General features: G+C 60.4%; 17 protein-coding genes. 7 read left to right on the top strand and 10 right to left on the bottom strand.

The window, feature by feature from the left end:
- The first annotated feature begins 480 nt into the window (after positions 1–480).
- On the top strand, positions 481–2,547 hold the full coding sequence (locus tag F2S13_RS00185; protein ID WP_166357804.1) for an AsmA family protein: 2,067 nt from the start codon (positions 481–483) through the stop codon (positions 2,545–2,547).
- 111 nt (positions 2,548–2,658) lie between these two features.
- Here F2S13_RS00185 and osmE read toward each other — a convergent pair whose 3' ends face one another.
- Positions 2,659–2,988 carry an osmotically-inducible lipoprotein OsmE gene (gene osmE, locus F2S13_RS00180; protein WP_166357802.1) on the bottom strand — a complete coding sequence of 110 codons (330 nt, stop codon included), beginning with the start codon at positions 2,986–2,988 and terminating at the stop codon, positions 2,659–2,661.
- A gap of 144 nt (positions 2,989–3,132) precedes the next feature.
- Here osmE and F2S13_RS00175 point away from each other — a divergent pair, with 144 nt between their 5' ends.
- Complete coding sequence (locus F2S13_RS00175) at positions 3,133–4,020, top strand: esterase/lipase family protein (protein ID WP_166357800.1); 888 nt, start codon at positions 3,133–3,135, stop codon at positions 4,018–4,020.
- On the opposite strand, the gene F2S13_RS00170 is transcribed toward F2S13_RS00175, so the two are convergent.
- Complete coding sequence (locus tag F2S13_RS00170; RefSeq protein ID WP_166357798.1) at positions 4,015–4,917, bottom strand: DMT family transporter; 903 nt, start codon at positions 4,915–4,917, stop codon at positions 4,015–4,017. The genes F2S13_RS00175 and F2S13_RS00170 overlap by 6 nt on opposite strands.
- 167 nt (positions 4,918–5,084) lie before the next feature.
- On the opposite strand from F2S13_RS00170, the gene F2S13_RS00165 reads away from it, so the two are divergent.
- Together F2S13_RS00165 and F2S13_RS00160 are read left to right on the top strand one after the other, a co-directional pair.
- The gene (locus tag F2S13_RS00165) at positions 5,085–5,375 is read left to right on the top strand and encodes a PsiF family protein (protein WP_166357796.1); all 291 of its coding nucleotides are present in this window, start codon (positions 5,085–5,087) and stop codon (positions 5,373–5,375) included.
- A 113-nt stretch (positions 5,376–5,488) separates the two neighbouring features.
- The gene (locus F2S13_RS00160) at positions 5,489–6,499 is read left to right on the top strand and encodes an AI-2E family transporter (RefSeq protein WP_166357794.1); all 1,011 of its coding nucleotides are present in this window, start codon (positions 5,489–5,491) and stop codon (positions 6,497–6,499) included.
- A gap of 142 nt (positions 6,500–6,641) precedes the next feature.
- Here the strand turns inward: F2S13_RS00160 and F2S13_RS00155 are convergent, their stop codons facing one another.
- Positions 6,642–7,907 (bottom strand): Hsp70 family protein, encoded by a 1,266-nt coding sequence (locus F2S13_RS00155; protein WP_166357792.1) that lies wholly within the window; start codon positions 7,905–7,907, stop codon positions 6,642–6,644.
- A gap of 153 nt (positions 7,908–8,060) precedes the next feature.
- Between F2S13_RS00155 and cbpA the strand changes: the two genes are divergently transcribed.
- The 3 genes from cbpA (at position 8,061) to F2S13_RS00140 (ending at position 9,856) form a co-directional block, all read left to right on the top strand.
- A complete protein-coding gene (cbpA, locus tag F2S13_RS00150) occupies positions 8,061–9,020 on the top strand; it encodes a curved DNA-binding protein (RefSeq protein WP_166357790.1) in 960 nt (319 codons plus the stop codon).
- Positions 9,021–9,022: 2 nt separating this feature from the next.
- Positions 9,023–9,328, top strand: coding sequence for a chaperone modulator CbpM (locus F2S13_RS00145; RefSeq protein WP_166357788.1), 306 nt, complete (start codon positions 9,023–9,025; stop codon positions 9,326–9,328).
- A 141-nt stretch (positions 9,329–9,469) separates the two neighbouring features.
- Complete coding sequence (locus F2S13_RS00140; protein ID WP_166357786.1) at positions 9,470–9,856, top strand: thioredoxin domain-containing protein; 387 nt, start codon at positions 9,470–9,472, stop codon at positions 9,854–9,856.
- A gap of 63 nt (positions 9,857–9,919) precedes the next feature.
- Here F2S13_RS00140 and ureC read toward each other — a convergent pair whose 3' ends face one another.
- The 7 genes from ureC to urtE all read right to left on the bottom strand — a co-directional run bounded on the left by ureC (position 9,920) and on the right by urtE (position 15,066).
- A complete protein-coding gene (gene ureC, locus F2S13_RS00135) occupies positions 9,920–11,620 on the bottom strand; it encodes an urease subunit alpha (protein WP_166357784.1) in 1,701 nt (566 codons plus the stop codon).
- 146 nt (positions 11,621–11,766) lie between these two features.
- A complete protein-coding gene (locus tag F2S13_RS00130; RefSeq protein ID WP_166357782.1) occupies positions 11,767–12,081 on the bottom strand; it encodes an urease subunit beta in 315 nt (104 codons plus the stop codon).
- On the bottom strand, positions 12,078–12,620 hold the full coding sequence (locus F2S13_RS00125; RefSeq protein WP_166357772.1) for a GNAT family N-acetyltransferase: 543 nt from the start codon (positions 12,618–12,620) through the stop codon (positions 12,078–12,080). The genes F2S13_RS00130 and F2S13_RS00125 overlap by 4 nt, the downstream gene beginning before the upstream one ends.
- 6 nt (positions 12,621–12,626) lie before the next feature.
- Positions 12,627–13,160 (bottom strand): GNAT family N-acetyltransferase, encoded by a 534-nt coding sequence (locus F2S13_RS00120; protein ID WP_166357770.1) that lies wholly within the window; start codon positions 13,158–13,160, stop codon positions 12,627–12,629.
- Positions 13,161–13,168: 8 nt separating this feature from the next.
- Entirely contained in the window at positions 13,169–13,471 is a 303-nt protein-coding gene (locus F2S13_RS00115; protein ID WP_166357768.1) for an urease subunit gamma, read from the bottom strand.
- 25 nt (positions 13,472–13,496) lie between these two features.
- Positions 13,497–14,336, bottom strand: coding sequence for an urease accessory protein UreD (locus F2S13_RS00110; RefSeq protein WP_166357766.1), 840 nt, complete (start codon positions 14,334–14,336; stop codon positions 13,497–13,499).
- 31 nt (positions 14,337–14,367) lie between these two features.
- The gene (urtE, locus tag F2S13_RS00105; protein ID WP_166357764.1) at positions 14,368–15,066 is read right to left on the bottom strand and encodes an urea ABC transporter ATP-binding subunit UrtE; all 699 of its coding nucleotides are present in this window, start codon (positions 15,064–15,066) and stop codon (positions 14,368–14,370) included.
- Positions 15,067–15,088: the final 22 nt, after the last annotated feature.

Raw genomic sequence — 15,088 nt, 5'->3', positions numbered from 1 at the left:
GATGCGATCACGTTGCAGGGTGCGGTCGGAACCATCCTGGGCCAGGCTGCCCAAAGGTTGCGAGACGGTTGCGCTGGACTTGGCTTCTGCAGACACGTTCTGCTCGGCAGCGGGGATGGCGAAAGCGTTGGCAGCCAATAAAGATAGGGTCAGGCTAAGCAGCAGTTGGCGTTTCATGATGGGTTGCTCCTGTAAGGTGCGACAAAGTGGGTACGAAGCCAATGCTACTCTCGGAGGTCAAATAAAGAAGTTCATAAGGGTAATGGTAACAATCGACGGAAATGATGTTCGCGCGCGATGGCTCTATTACGCCACTTGCAGCCGTCTTTCGCACTCCTGTTCCTGCGTGGCGAAAGATTTTTCTTTGCGGATTTTCCAATCCAATCAAACCTGCCAGCCGTTCATCGGTCATAGTGGAATAGCTGCTTTTTTGCCGCTGCCACCTTTTTTTGCCGGCAAACGGGTCCTGGAGAATCGTGCATGACGCGCACCTCAAAAACACTCACCTCGATCTTCGCCAGCTTCCTGCTGCTGTCGGCAGTATTGGCCTTCATCATTGTCACGTTCGATTGGAACCGGATCAAGCCAACGCTCAATGCCAAGGTTTCCGAAGCGCTGCACCGGCCCTTTGCCATAAACGGCAACCTTGCCGTGTTGTGGCGCCGTGAGCCTGATCAGGGCGGCTGGCGTGCCTGGCTGCCGTGGCCGCACTTCGTTGCCGAAGACCTGTCGCTGGGCAACCCGGACTGGTCGAAGGACAAGCAAATGGCAACGCTCAAGCGCGTCGAGTTTCGTCTGGCGCCCTTGCCGCTGTTGCTGCGACAGGTGGTGATTCCCCGAGTCGACCTGACCGAGCCCAGTGCCGGTCTGCAGCGCATGGCCGATGGCCGCGCCAACTGGACGATCGACCTGGCGCCCAAGGATGAAAAGGCCGAGCCTTCGAGTTGGGTGCTGGACATCGGTGCCATCGGCTTCGACAAAGGCCACGTCACGCTGGATGACCAGACGCTCAAGACGCGCCTGGATGTGCTGATCGACCCCTTGGGCAAGCCGATACCCTTCAGCGACATCGTCGGCGCGGGGGCGGCGAAAAAGGCCGCCGAAAGGAGCAATGCGCCGCAGGACTATGTCTTTGCCCTCAAGGTAACCGGGCGCTACAAGGACCAGCCGTTATCCGGCACGGGCAAGATCGGCGGGCTATTGGCACTGCAGGACGCCTCGCTGCCGTTTCCGCTGCAAGCCGACATGCGCATTGGCAGTACGACCATCGCCGTTGCCGGGATCCTCATCGACCCCCGCAACCTCGGCGCCCTGGATTTGCGTCTGCGTCTTGCCGGCACAAGCCTTGGCAACCTCTACCCGCTCACTGGCGTGACTCTGCCCGACACACCCGCCTACGCCACTGATGGCCATCTGACCGCAACGCTTCACGAACCGGAGGGTGCCAGGTTTCACTACGAAGATTTCAACGGCAAGATCGGCGATAGCGATATCCATGGAAACCTGACCTATGTCGCCAGTCAGCCACGACCGAAACTTACCGGGGCGCTGGTTTCCAGCCAGCTGCTGTTTGCCGACCTGGCGCCTCTGATCGGTGCCGACTCCAATGCCAAACAAAAGGCCCGTGGCGGCGACAGCAAGCAACCGGCGGACAAGGTCCTGCCTGTCGAAGAATTTCGCACCGAGCGGTGGCGCACCATGGATGCCGATGTGGAGTTCACCGGTAAACGGATCGTCCAGAGCAAGGATCTGCCATTCACCGACCTGTACACGCATCTTGTGCTCGATGATGGTCAACTCAGGCTGGAGCCGCTGCGCTTTGGCATCGCCGGTGGCAAACTCGAGGCGCAGATCCGCCTCGATGGCCGGGCCACGCCGCTCCAGGGGCAGGCAAAACTGGCCGCCCGCGGCTTCAAGCTCAAGCAGCTGTTCCCGTCCTTCGAGCCGATGAAAACCAGCTTTGGCGAGCTTAACGGCGATGCTGATCTCAATGGTCGCGGCAACTCAGTCGCGGCCCTGATGGGCAGCGCCAACGGCGATCTGAAAATGCTGATCAACGATGGTGCCGTCAGCCGCGGGCTGATGGAGATTGCCGGGCTGAACGTCGGCAACTACGTGGTCGGCAAGCTGTTTGGCGACAAGGACGTAAAGATCAATTGCGCGGCTGCCGACTTCGGGTTCAAGAGCGGCCTGGCCACTACGCGGCTGTTCGTCTTCGATACCGAGAACGCGATTATTTACATCGACGGCACCGCCAATTTTGCCAGCGAACAGTTCGATCTGAAGATCAATCCAGAGTCCAAGGGGATCCGGTTGTTGTCATTGCGTTCACCGCTGTATGTGCGTGGTCCGTTCAAGAAGCCCAATGCTGGGGTGCAGACAGTGCCGCTGATGTTGCGCGGTGCCGGCCTGGTGGCGCTGGGCGCCGTGGTGGCGCCGGCGGCTGGATTGCTGGCGTTGGTGGCGCCCAGTGGGGGCAACGAGCCGAACCGTTGCAAGCCGCTGCTGGAGCAGATGAAGATGGGGACGGTGCCTAAAGCAGGGTGACTTTCAGGGCCTCATCGCGGGCAAGCCCGCTCCCACAGAGGGCTGTGGTGAGCGGACTCTTCTGTGGGAGCGGGCTTGCCCGCGATGAGGCCCTGACAGACAACACCCTAATCAGGACTTCTCGTTCTGCTGGTGTTGTGCACAGGTCATGAAGCCTTTGCTGACCACGTGGCCACTGACATCGAATTCAATGTAATAGGCCTGCTGATGCCCCTCTCGATTGAGGATGTAGTTATTGCAGGTCCCCCCCTTGGGTGTATCGACCATCGCCGATGGAGTCCCGCCGATCGCGATGACGCGCTGCATGGTCATGCCGTCCTCGACTTGCTTGACCAACGGCTCGTCGCGGAAGGTGTAAAAGTCGACAGGGTTCTGTGGCTTGGTGCTGCAACCTGCTAGCAATGTCAGCACGCAAAGCGCAGCCAGGGTCTGCTTGGACATGGTATCGCTCCCTCGAATGGACCCTCGCGGCCCGATAATGGTTTGAACCTCAGGCGGGCACAGGAGTTCGATTGCCCATGCACGCTTGTGTGCAGCCTAGCAGGCCACTAGTGTTCAATGACCTTGGATCAGGGAAGGCAGGACATGGCGCAAGCGCTTTCGACGCGGTATCCGCTGGTGTTGGTCCCGGGAATGCTCGGTTTCGTCCGCCTGCTGGTCTATCCCTATTGGTTCGGCATTCCCGAGGCACTGCGGCGTGGCGGCGCCCGGGTGTTCGCGGTGCAGATCTCGCCAGTCAACTCCAGTGAAGTCCGGGGTGAGCAACTGCTGCAGATCGTTGAGCGGATCCGCCGGGAAACGGGGGCCGACAAGGTCAACCTGATCGGCCATAGCCAAGGGGCGCAAACGGCTCGTTATGCAGCGGCCAAGCGCCCGGAATGGGTTGCTTCGGTGACTTCGGTGGCCGGCCCCAATCGCGGCTCGGAGCTGGCCGATTACCATGCCTTACGCTATCCGGCCGACTCTGCGCGCGGGCGCCTGTTGGCCCTGTTTCTGCAGTTGCTCGCAATGGCCATGTGGCTGCTGGAAACCGGACAGCGGGGGCCATTGCTGCCGATCGACGTACATGCCGCGCACCAGTCCCTCACCTTCGAGGGAGCGGCACTGTTCAATCGCCAATACCCACAGGGCGTGCCGACGAGCTGGGGCGGACAGGGCGCCGAGGTAGTCGATGGCGTGCGCTATTACTCCTGGTCCGGCATCGTCCAGGACAAGCGCAGTGATAGTGGCGGGAACCGCTTCGATGGCAGCCATTTCTTCTGCCGCATGTACGCCCGTGGCTTTGTTCGAGAAAAAGAGTGCGACGGCATGGTCGGGCGGATCAGCTCACACCTGGGCCATGTGATTGGTGATGACTATCCACTCGATCACATGGATATCGTCAATCAATCCCTTGGCCTGGTGGGTGAGGGCGCGGACCCTGTGCGGCTGTTCACCGAGCATGCGGCGCGTCTGAAGGCCGCCGGGTTATAGCGCGTTCTGGATGTGGGGTTTGCGTGCCTTGCCCAATTGCAGTTTCCAGCGCTCGGCCAGCACTACACCGGCCAGGGTCAATGCACCGCCGTACAGGTGAAAGGGTTTCAGTTCCTCGCCCAGTACCAGTGCCGCAATCATGGCTGTCACCACGGGCAGCAGGTTGAAGAACAACGTCGTGCGACTGGGGCCAAGGCGGCTGACGGCCTGCATCCAGGCCAGCGGGGCGAGCATCGAGGCTAGCAGGCAGGCGTAGAGCACCAGGCCGATGTTGTTCAACTGCAGGCCGGTTTTTGGCGACGACAGGTACAAGGGGAACAACACGATGATCGCGACCAGTACTTGCAGGTAAAGCAGTTGAAACGGTGGCAAGCGCAGCTGCCATTTCTTCAGGAGGGTGCTGTATACCGCATAGGCGAAAGTGGCGATCAGCATCATCGCATCGCCTTGGTTCAGTCCATGTTCGAGCAGCACGCCCAGGTTGCCACCGGAGACCACCACCAGCACCCCGGCAAGCGATACCACGGCGCCGCACAGCGCCCCGGCGGTAAGGCGCTGGCCGAGGGCGATGATCGCCAGGGCAAGCGCCATGAGCGGCATCAGCGACAGGATAATGCCCATGTTGGTGGCGGAAGTGACCGTGGCCGCGAAGTACGCCAGGCTCTGGTAGACCGCCATGCCCAACACGCCGAGGATAAAGACCTTGCCCAGATTGGGTTTGATCGCTGCCCAGTTGGCCAGCACCGGCTTGAGCATAAAGGGAGTGAACAGCAGTCCAGCCAAAAGCCAGCGATAGAAGCCGATCTCGGCCGGGAAGATCGCACCCACGGCCATTTTGTTGATAACGGTATTGCCCGCCCAGATCAGGATGGCCAATAACGGAAACGCATATTGCATGTGCACAACTCAGGAGATATTGAGGCGCTATTATCCGCGGGTAGCCCATGCGGGTATATAAAACTGTCGCGTGGTCAGAGGGGCGGTGGATCCCGAGGCGCGGAAATATTTGTCTACACTCTTTTCGAGGCTGCGCGGATCGGCGCAGCGAACAAGGAGAAGACTCCATGAAATTACTGCGTGCACCGTTGCTGGTTTTGGGTCTGCTGGTCTGTTCGCAAGGATTCGCGGCGACCGCGCAACAGGAAAAAATGAGCAGCTGTAACAAGGAAGCCTCAGCCAAGACCCTCAAGGGCGACGAGCGCACGGCCTTCATGAGCACTTGCCTCAAGGCCACTCCGGCGGCCCCCATGACTCAGCAGGAAAAGATGACCATGTGCAACAAGGTTGCCGGTGAAAAGGCGCTCAAGGGTGACGAACGCCAGGCATTCATGAGCAATTGCCTGAAGAAGAAATGAGTCGTCGGCAGCAAAACCGTTCCCCCGGGCAGGCAGAGGCCAAAGCCTCTGGCCGTACCCTCGGAACGCTGGCAGACTGCCGGTCCTTTCATGCCGTTTGTCTTTGAGGCTGTATGCCCACCTTTACTGCGCGCCATGTGACGTTGGCCAGTTGGATCATTGTTGCGTTTGGGTTGTTACTGGTTTTGCCGCTCAAGTTGCTGCCAAGTCTTTTGGCGGGTTTGCTGGTGTTCGAACTGGTGAACATGCTCACGCCCAAGTTGCAGCACCTGATTGCCGGGCGCCGCGCACGCTGGCTGGCGGTCGCCTTGCTGGGGACGTTGGTGGTCAGCACGCTGGCGCTGATTTTTGCGAGCGCCATCAGCTTTCTGTTGCATGAAGCGGAGAATCCCGGCGCGTCCCTGGACAAGTTCATGGTGCTGGTGGACAAGGCACGCGCCCAGCTGCCGCCCTTCATCGATGCCTATTTGCCAGCCAGTGCCGCAGAGTTCCGGGTGGCCATCGGCGAATGGCTGAAGTCGCACCTCGGTGAGCTGCAGTTGGTGGGCAAGGGCGCAGCGCATATGTTCGTCACCCTGCTGATCGGCATGATTCTGGGGGCGATCATCGCCTTGCAACAGGTACCCGACCTGACCCAGCGCAAACCCCTGGCGGCGGCATTGTTCGAGCGGCTGTCGCTGCTGGTTAAGGCCTTTCGCAATATTGTTTTCGCGCAGATCAAGATTTCCCTGCTCAACACCTTTTTCACCGGGATTTTCCTGGCGGTGGTGCTGCCGCTGTTCGGCATCAAGCTCCCGCTGATGAAGACCCTGATCATGCTGACGTTCCTGCTGGGTCTGTTGCCGGTGATCGGCAACCTGATGTCCAACACCTTGATTACTATCGTCGGGTTGTCCATGTCGATCTGGGTGGCCCTTGCAGCCTTGGGCTACCTGATCGTGATCCACAAGGTCGAATACTTCCTCAACGCGCGGATCGTAGGCGGGCAGATCAGTGCCAAGTCGTGGGAGTTGCTGTTGGCAATGCTGGTCTGCGAGGCGGCATTCGGCCTGCCTGGGGTGGTGGCAGGGCCGATTTATTATGCGTATTTGAAGAGTGAGTTGCGGGCGGCGGGGTTGGTGTAGGTCGACGCGGTTTCTGTAGCCGCTGCCGCAGGCTGCGCTAAGGCCCGAAGGGGCTTCATACGATCAGAAATCTTGCGCCCCCTCGCGGGGGGCGAGCGCAGCCTGCGGCAGCGGCTACACAGGCCGCGCCAACATTTGCGATTTAGCCGTACCGCTTGCGCGCCTCGATCGCCAACCCACTACCAATGCTGCCGAAAATATTCCCTTCCACATGCCGCGCATTGGGCAGCATGGCTGAAACGCTCTGACGCAGCGCCGGAATACCGCTCGAACCCCCGGTAAAGAACACCGTGTCGACCTGGCTCACCCGCACGTCGGCATCGGCGAGCAATTGATTGACGCTGCCGCGCACGCGCTCGAGCTGGTTGTCGATCGATCCCTCGAACAAGGCGCGGGTCAATTCCACACTCAGGCCCGGCTCGATGCGGTCCAGCGGCACCAGGCGGCTGTCGGCGTGGGTCAGCTGGATCTTGGTTTCTTCCACTTCCATGGCCAGCCAGTGCCCGGCGCGCTGCTCGATCAGCTTGAACAGCCGGTCGATGCCATCGGTGTCCTCGATGTCATAACGCATGCTGCCCAACGCCAGTTTGGATTTTTGCGAGTACACGGAGTTGATGGTGTGCCAGGTGGCCAGGTTGATGTGGTGGCTGGTGGGCATGAATGCCCCGCTCTTCATCCGGCTGCCGTAGCCGAACAGCGGCATCACGCCTTGCAGACTGAGCTGCTTGTCGAAATCGGTACCGCCGATATGCACGCCGCCGGTGGCGAGAATGTCCGCGTGACGATCGTCCACGGCGCGGCGTTCGGGCGACAGGCGCACCAGCGAGAAGTCCGATGTACCACCGCCGATGTCGACGATCAGCACCAACTCTTCACGTTCGATGGTCGACTCGTAGTCGAAGGCCGCGGCAATCGGCTCGTACTGGAAGGAAACCTCCTTGAAACCGATCTTTTTCGCAACTTCCGCCAGCGTGTCCTCAGCTTCCTGGTCGGCAGCCTGGTCGTCATCGACAAAATGCACCGGACGGCCCAGCACCACTTCATCGAAGGCGCGGCCAGCATTGGCCTCGGCACGCTTTTTCAGCTCGCCGATAAACATGCCCAGCAGGTCCTTGAACGGCAGGGCGGTGCCCAGCACGCTGGTGTCGTGCTTGATCAGCTTGGAACCGAGCAGGCTCTTGAGCGAGCGCATCAGGCGGCCTTCATAGCCTTCCAGGTACTCGTGCAGGGCCAGGCGACCGTAGACCGGGCGACGTTCCTCGATATTGAAAAACACCACCGAGGGCAGCGTGATCTTGCCGTCCTCCAGCTCGATCAGCGATTCCACGCCCGGGCGATGCCAGCCGACGGTGGAATTGGACGTGCCGAAGTCGATACCGCAGGCACGGGCTGGGGATGCGTTTTTCATGTTGTTGCACTTCCGGAAAAAAACGGCCGCGCAGTGTATGCCAGTCGTCGACAGAATCGAAGGCCGACTATCTGTTTATTCGCCTTGAAAGGCTATGCTTGACCCCAATCTTCAGCACATGTTTCCCGTTTTACACAGTGAGTGATTCCTTAGATGGATTTCAAAGACTATTACAAGATACTCGGCGTGGAGCCCACGGCGGACGAAAAGGCGATCAAGACCGCCTATCGCAAGCTTGCCCGCAAGTATCACCCCGACGTCAGCAAAGAGAAGGACGCCGAGAACAAGTTCAAGGAGGCCAACGAGGCCTACGAAGCGCTGAGCAGCCCGGAAAAACGCGCCGAATACGACGAGTTGCGCAAGTACGGCCAGCACGGTCGTCCGTTCCAGGGCCCGCCGGGCTGGGAAGGGCGGGCCGGCGGTGGCTTTGGCCAGGATGGCGGGGGCGACTTTTCGGACTTCTTCAGTTCCATCTTTGGCTCGGCCGGTCGTGGCAACGGCAACCCCTTTGGCCGCGGCCAGCAACGCAGCGCCGGTCGGCGCGGACAGGATGTGGAAATGGAACTGGCGATTTTCCTTGAAGAAACCCTGGCCAACGAGTCGAAGAAAATCAGCTTCCAGGTGCCCCAGTACAACGGTGCGGGCCACCGTACGGGCGACACCACCAAGACCCTGAACGTGAAGATTCCGGCCGGGGTGACCGACGGCGAACGTATCCGCCTCAAGGGCCAGGGCGCTCCGGGCGTAGGTGGCGGGGCCAATGGCGACCTGTACCTGATCATTCGCTTCGCACCGCACCCGCTGTTCGATGTCGAAGGTCATAACCTGATCATCACTGTGCCGCTGGCGCCGTGGGAAGCGGCGTTGGGCACCAAGGTCGCGGTGCCGACCCTGACCGGCAAGATCAACCTGACCATCCGTCCGGACAGCCAGAGCGGTCAACGCCTGCGGGTCAAGGGCAATGGCCTGCTCGACAAGCAGGGCCAGCGCGGCGATCTGTTCGCACAATTGAAAGTCGTGATGCCCAGCCACTCCGACGAAGCCACTCAAGCACTCTGGAAAACCTTGTCGGAGAAGGCCGCGTTCAATCCTCGAAGCCAATGGAGTAGCTGACCATGCCCAGCACCCTGATCGTTCAATTGGACATGAAAGAATTCTGTCAGGTGGTCGACCTTCCGCCCACCTATGTGATCGAAATCGTCGAACATGGAATCGTTGAACCTCAGGGGCGAACGCCGGACGAGTGGCTGTTCGATGACAGCGCCTCGGTGCTGGCCAAGCGCGCCGCCAAGCTGCGCGATGACCTGCACATGGAATGGGAAGGGGTGGCCCTGGCCCTGGAGCTGCTCGATGAAGTCCAGCATTTGCGATTGGAAAACCAGAGGCTGAGGCAACGTTTGGCGCGGTTTGTTGAAAACTAGTGTTTTTTATTTTGCGTTCGGAAAAAAATCGAGCTGCCTAGCTATCAGATCTGATAGCTAGGCGTGTTTCTCGGGAGCTATTAATTTGTCTTGGCGAAGGTACTGACTCTGCAGTGCCACTCGTTAACGAGGAGCCAGGTTATGACTGTTCTTGTTGTGAATGATGAGAATTTTAATGACGAAGTTCTGAATAGTGTTACACCCGTAGTTGTAGAATTTACGAAACCAGGGACCAAGGCGGATGGAACGCTGAATTGGAGTGGCAAGGCTAGCGAGTACGTCGATGCGTGGGCGAAAACTGAAGCTCGGGTAAAGTTTGTCAGGATGGGCTATGCGGCGAACCCGGTGACGGCAGGAAAGTACAAAATTGAATCGGCGCCGATTTTGGTTTATTTCAAAGCTGGGGATAAAGTGACTGAGGTGGTGGGATTTTTCAGTGATGATGTTGATGGAAGTGGTGTAATTCTCAAGGAAAGTTGGTATAAGCAGAAGCTGGAAGAGCTGTTTCAGCCTGTATTAACAAGATAAGGGCAGGAAGGTGTTAGTTGTAAGCCAACCTACCCTTATAGAGCGCATCGCAATCGACTGCCGTTAAAAAAGAAAGTACCGCTGGGCCATCGGCAACTCGTCCGCTGGCTCACACCACAGCAGCACGCCATCAGCCTTGACCTGGTAGGTTTGCGGGTCGACATCGATCTCCGGTAGGAAGCCGTTGTGGATAAGGTCGGTTTTCTGCACCGAACGGCAGCCCTTGACCACGCCGATTTTCTTCTTCAAACCCAATGCCTCGGGCACCCCGGCGTCTTGTGCCGCCTGGCTGATGAAGGTCAGGCTGGTGGCATGGCGTGAGCCTCCGTAGCTTGCGAACATCGGCCGGTAGTGGACCGGTTGCGGTGTCGGGATGGACGCGTTGGCGTCGCCCATCAGGCTGGCGGCAATCGCCCCACCCTTGAGGATCAGCGTCGGCTTGACCCCGAAGAACGCCGGGCGCCACAGCACCAGGTCAGCCCATTTCCCGACTTCGACTGAACCCACTTCATGGCTGATGCCGTGAGTGATCGCCGGGTTGATGGTGTACTTGGCGATATAACGCTTGGCGCGGAAGTTGTCATTGCCAGGGCCGTCTTCGGCCAATGGGCCGCGCTGTTTCTTCATCTTGTCGGCGGTCTGCCAGGTTCGCAGGATGACCTCGCCGACACGGCCCATGGCCTGGCTGTCGGAGCTGATCATCGAGAAAGCGCCCAGGTCGTGCAGGATGTCTTCAGCGGCAATGGTTTCGCGGCGGATGCGGCTCTCGGCGAAGGCCACGTCCTCGGCGATGCTCGGGTCCAGGTGATGGCAGACCATCAGCATGTCCAGGTGCTCGTCGATGGTGTTGCGGGTGAAGGGCCGGGTCGGGTTGGTCGAGCTGGGCAGCACGTTGGGCAAGCCGCACGCCTTGATGATGTCCGGGGCGTGGCCGCCGCCCGCGCCTTCGGTGTGGTAGGTATGGATGGTGCGGCCCTTGAACGCGGCCAGGGTGGTTTCGACGAAGCCGGATTCGTTCAGGGTGTCGGTGTGGATCGCCACCTGCACATCGTATTGGTCGGCGACGCTCAGGCAATTGTCGATGGCCGCCGGGGTGGTGCCCCAGTCTTCGTGCAGCTTCAGGCCGATGGCGCCGGCCTTGACCTGCTCGATCAAGGGTTCCGGCAGGCTGGCGTTACCCTTGCCGGTAAAGCCGATGTTCATCGCAAAGTCGTCCGCGGCCTGGAGCATGCGCGCCATGTGCCAGGGCCCTGAGGTGCAGGTGGTGGCGTTGGTGCCGGTGGCCGGGCCCGTGCCGCCGCCGATCATGGTGGTCACGCCACTCATCAGGGCTTCTTCGATCTGCTGTGGGCAGATGAAGTGAATATGGGTGTCGATGCCGCCGGCGGTCAGGATCATGCCTTCACCGGCGATGACTTCGGTGCTGGCGCCGATGGCGATGGTCACGTCCGGTTGGATGTCGGGGTTGCCAGCCTTGCCGATGGCGGCAATGCGGCCGTCCTTGAGGCCGACATCGGCCTTGACGATGCCCCAGTGGTCGATGATCAGGGCGTTGGTGATCAGGGTGTCGACCACATCGCAGGCCAGCAACTGGCCTTGGCCCATGCCATCGCGGATGACCTTGCCGCCACCGAACTTTACTTCTTCGCCGTAAGTGGTGAAGTCTTTTTCGACTTCGACCCACAGATCGGTGTCGGCCAGGCGCACACGGTCGCCGACAGTGGGGCCGAACATGTCGGCGTAGGCTTGTCTGGAGATTTTCATGCTGCTTCCTTACAAATTTGAGTCGAGCACCTGTAGCCGCTGCCGCAGGCTGCGCTAAGGGCCGGAGGACCTTCATTCACGTTGAAATGCAGGGGCTGCTTCGCCGCCCAGCGCAGCCTGCGGCAGCGGCTACAGGGTCCGCGGCGTCATTGACTATCCAGATTCCCCATCACCCGCCCGGCAAACCCGAACACCCGCCGCAACCCCGCCAACTCCACCAACTCCACCTCCCGACTCTGCCCCGGCTCAAACCGCACCGCAGTCCCGGCCGGAATATTCAACCGCATCCCCCGACTGGCCGCCCGGTCGAACTTCAGCGCGTCATTGGATTCGAAAAAGTGATAGTGCGAACCGACCTGGATCGGCCTGTCGCCACTGTTGGCGACGGTCAGGCTCAAGGTGCGGCGGCCGGCATTGAGCTCGATCTCGCCGGGCTGGATCTGGTATTGACCAGGGATCATGCAGTCGGTCCTTGCAGGGTCTTGTAATAGAGAGCAGTAGGGCGGTACTGGCCATCGGGGCCGCAGGCGTAGTCGGGAATCTGTCCGGCACGGGTGTAGCCCATGGCGCGGTAGAAGTCCTCGGCCGGCGAGCCTGCTTCGGTGTCCAGGTACAACAACCCGCGCTTGTACTGGCGAGCGGTGACTTCCACGGCATGCATCAGTTGCTGACCCATGCCACGCCGCTGGACGTCCGCGCGCACCAGCAGCTTCTGCACTTCGGCACGGTTCAGGCCATTGGGCTTCTGGCACAGCGACAGCTGCACGCTGGCCACGACCTGTTCATCGCTGACATTGACCACGGCCAGCAGCACCAGGCTGCCATTGGCCAGGCTTGCCTTGACCTCATCGAAGTAACTGTTGGCCTGCTGCGCATCCAAGTCGGCCATGAAGCCGATCGAGGCGCCTTGTCGCACGGCATCGTGCAACAACTCGACCAGCCCCTCGCGATAGTGGGGGAAACTCTCGACAGTGACACGACGCAGTTGGGCAGCATTCATTGACACTTACTCCGTAGAAATCGCAGCTGGTTGCGCACCGGGGTTCAGGATCAGTTGCATGAAGGTCAGGTCCAGCCAGCGCCCGAACTTGGTGCCGACCTGCGGCATCTGCCCGTTGATCGTGAAACCGAGTCGCTCGTGTAGTCGGATGGACGCTGCATTGCCACTTTCGATGGCGGCGACCATCACGTGTTTGTTGCAGGCTCTGGCGCGTTCGATCAACGCCTGCATCAGCAGTGGACCGAGGCCATGGCCGCGTTGATCGGCGCGGATGTACACCGAATGCTCGACGGTGTGCCGAAAGCCCTCGAAAGGCCGCCAATCACCGAATGAAGCATAGCCGAGGATGTTACCGGCTCCATCGACGGCTATCAGGATCGGGTACTGCTGTGCCTGGCGGGCGTCGTACCAGGCCTGGCGGTTGCCCAGGTCGACCGGTTGTTCGTTCCAGATCGCCGTGGTGTTGAGCACTGCGTCGTTGTAGATATCGAGAATGGCGGGCAAGTCGGCTTGCACGGCATCGCGTACTTGAAAAGTCATGCGTGGCCTCAGGCGATGGGTTGATGGACGGTCACAAGCTTGGTGCCGTCGGGGAAGGTCGCTTCCACCTGGATCTCGGGAATCATTTCCGGAATGCCTTCCATGACCTGTTCGCGGCTGAGCAGGGTGGTGCCGTAGTGCATCAGCTCGGCCACGGTCTGGCCATCGCGCGCGCCTTCGAGCAGGGCGGCGGAGATGAACGCCATGGCTTCCGGGTAATTCAGCCTGAGCCCTCGGGCCAGGCGCCGTTCGGCTACCAGGCCAGCGGTGAAGATCAGCAGTTTGTCTTTTTCCCGTGGAGTCAGGTCCATGTAGTCGGTATTCCTGTTGGATTCATTACGTGTTCCAGATTCTGGGTGATATTGCTTCGCGGCCCAACAGCGCCGGGCGCAACAGCTGCCACAAGGCGATCAGCCAGTCGCGTGCATGCAGGGCCTCAAAGGCCAGGCAGCGTGCCACCAGCAGACCTGGCAACTGGCTCAGGTCACCCCGGACCCGGTTGGGCAGGGAGCGGCATCGTTGCAGGAGCGCCGCGTCTATTTCGCCGGTGACCAGAAGTGTCGCAAAAACCGGATGGCCCCCCAGGCCGATAGGTGAGTCGAGCAGACCATCGTTGCCGGTGATGCGCTGGCGTTCATGCCAGAGCAGCTGTCCGTCGCGGCGAATATCCAGATGTGACTGAAAGTGCCCGCGCTCGAACCTTTCGCCGCTGGCCGGCCGGCCCAGGGCGACCATATCCCAATAGAACAGCCGGGCATCGCCTTGCAGATCGATGCGGGTTGTCAGTTCGGCTTGCGCGGCGCTGAAGACGATCGTCTCCTGGGGCAGCCATTCCAGCGTCGCACCCGCGGCCACCTTCAGATCCAGCTGTTGAAAGGCCGGGCCGGCCGCGCGATACCACTTGGCCGCACCCGGGCTGGTCAGTTGCACCCAGGCGTCGGCGTCGACGCGGGCGCTGATGTCCAGCCGATCACCACCGGCAATGCCACCCGGTGGATGGACGATGATGTGCTGGCACACCTCGGGGCCTTCGGCGTAGAGGTGCTTCTGTACACGCAGCGGGCCCTTGTGGCGGCGCAACGTCGGCCGGGTGCCATTGCCGAAACGGGCATAGCCCAGCTCCAGCTCGGCATGCCAGCTGGGGGTGTACAACGCGTTCGAGGCAGGCAGGGTCATAAAGGCAGATCGTACCGATTGAGGTTTCAGGTTAGATGGTTACCAGGCCGCGCACACCCTCGGCCTCCATATTTTCACCACGGCCCTGCTGGATGATTTCCCCACGGGACATGACCAGGTACTGGTCAGCCAGTTCGGCCGCGAAATCGTAGAACTGCTCCACCAGCAGGATCGCCATGTCGCCGCGCTCGGCCAGTTTCCTGATCACTGCACCGATCTCCTTGATCACCGAAGGCTGGATGCCCTCGGTGGGCTCGTCGAGGATCAACAGTCGCGGGCGGCTGGCCAGTGCGCGGCCAATGGCTAGTTGTTGCTGCTGGCCGCCAGAGAGGTCGCCGCCGCGGCGGTGTTTCATTTGCAGCAGCACGGGGAACAATTCGTAGATGAACGCCGGGACTTCCCTGGCTTGCTTTGCGCTGAAGCGTGAAAGGCCCATCAGCAGGTTTTCTTCGACGGTCAGACGGCCGAAGATTTCCCGGCCCTGGGGTACATAAGCGATCCCGGCATGCACCCGTTGGTGCGGCTTGAACGCAGTGATGGCCTTGCCTTCCCACTGGACGCTGCCTTCTTTGGAGGGCAGCAGGCCCATCAGGCACTTGAGCAGCGTGGTCTTGCCGACGCCATTGCGCCCGAGCAGGCAGGTGACTTCGCCGACTTTCACGTCGAAGGACAGACCGCGCAGGATGTGGCTGCCGCCGTAGTATTGGTGAAGCTTGTTGACTTGCAGCATGTTTTGGTTCTCTGAATTTTGT

The sequence above is a fragment of the Pseudomonas akapageensis genome (assembly GCF_011355085.1).
Classification (GTDB): Bacteria; Pseudomonadota; Gammaproteobacteria; order Pseudomonadales; family Pseudomonadaceae; genus Aquipseudomonas; species Aquipseudomonas akapageensis.
This window is presented reverse-complemented; position numbering and strand designations above follow the sequence as displayed.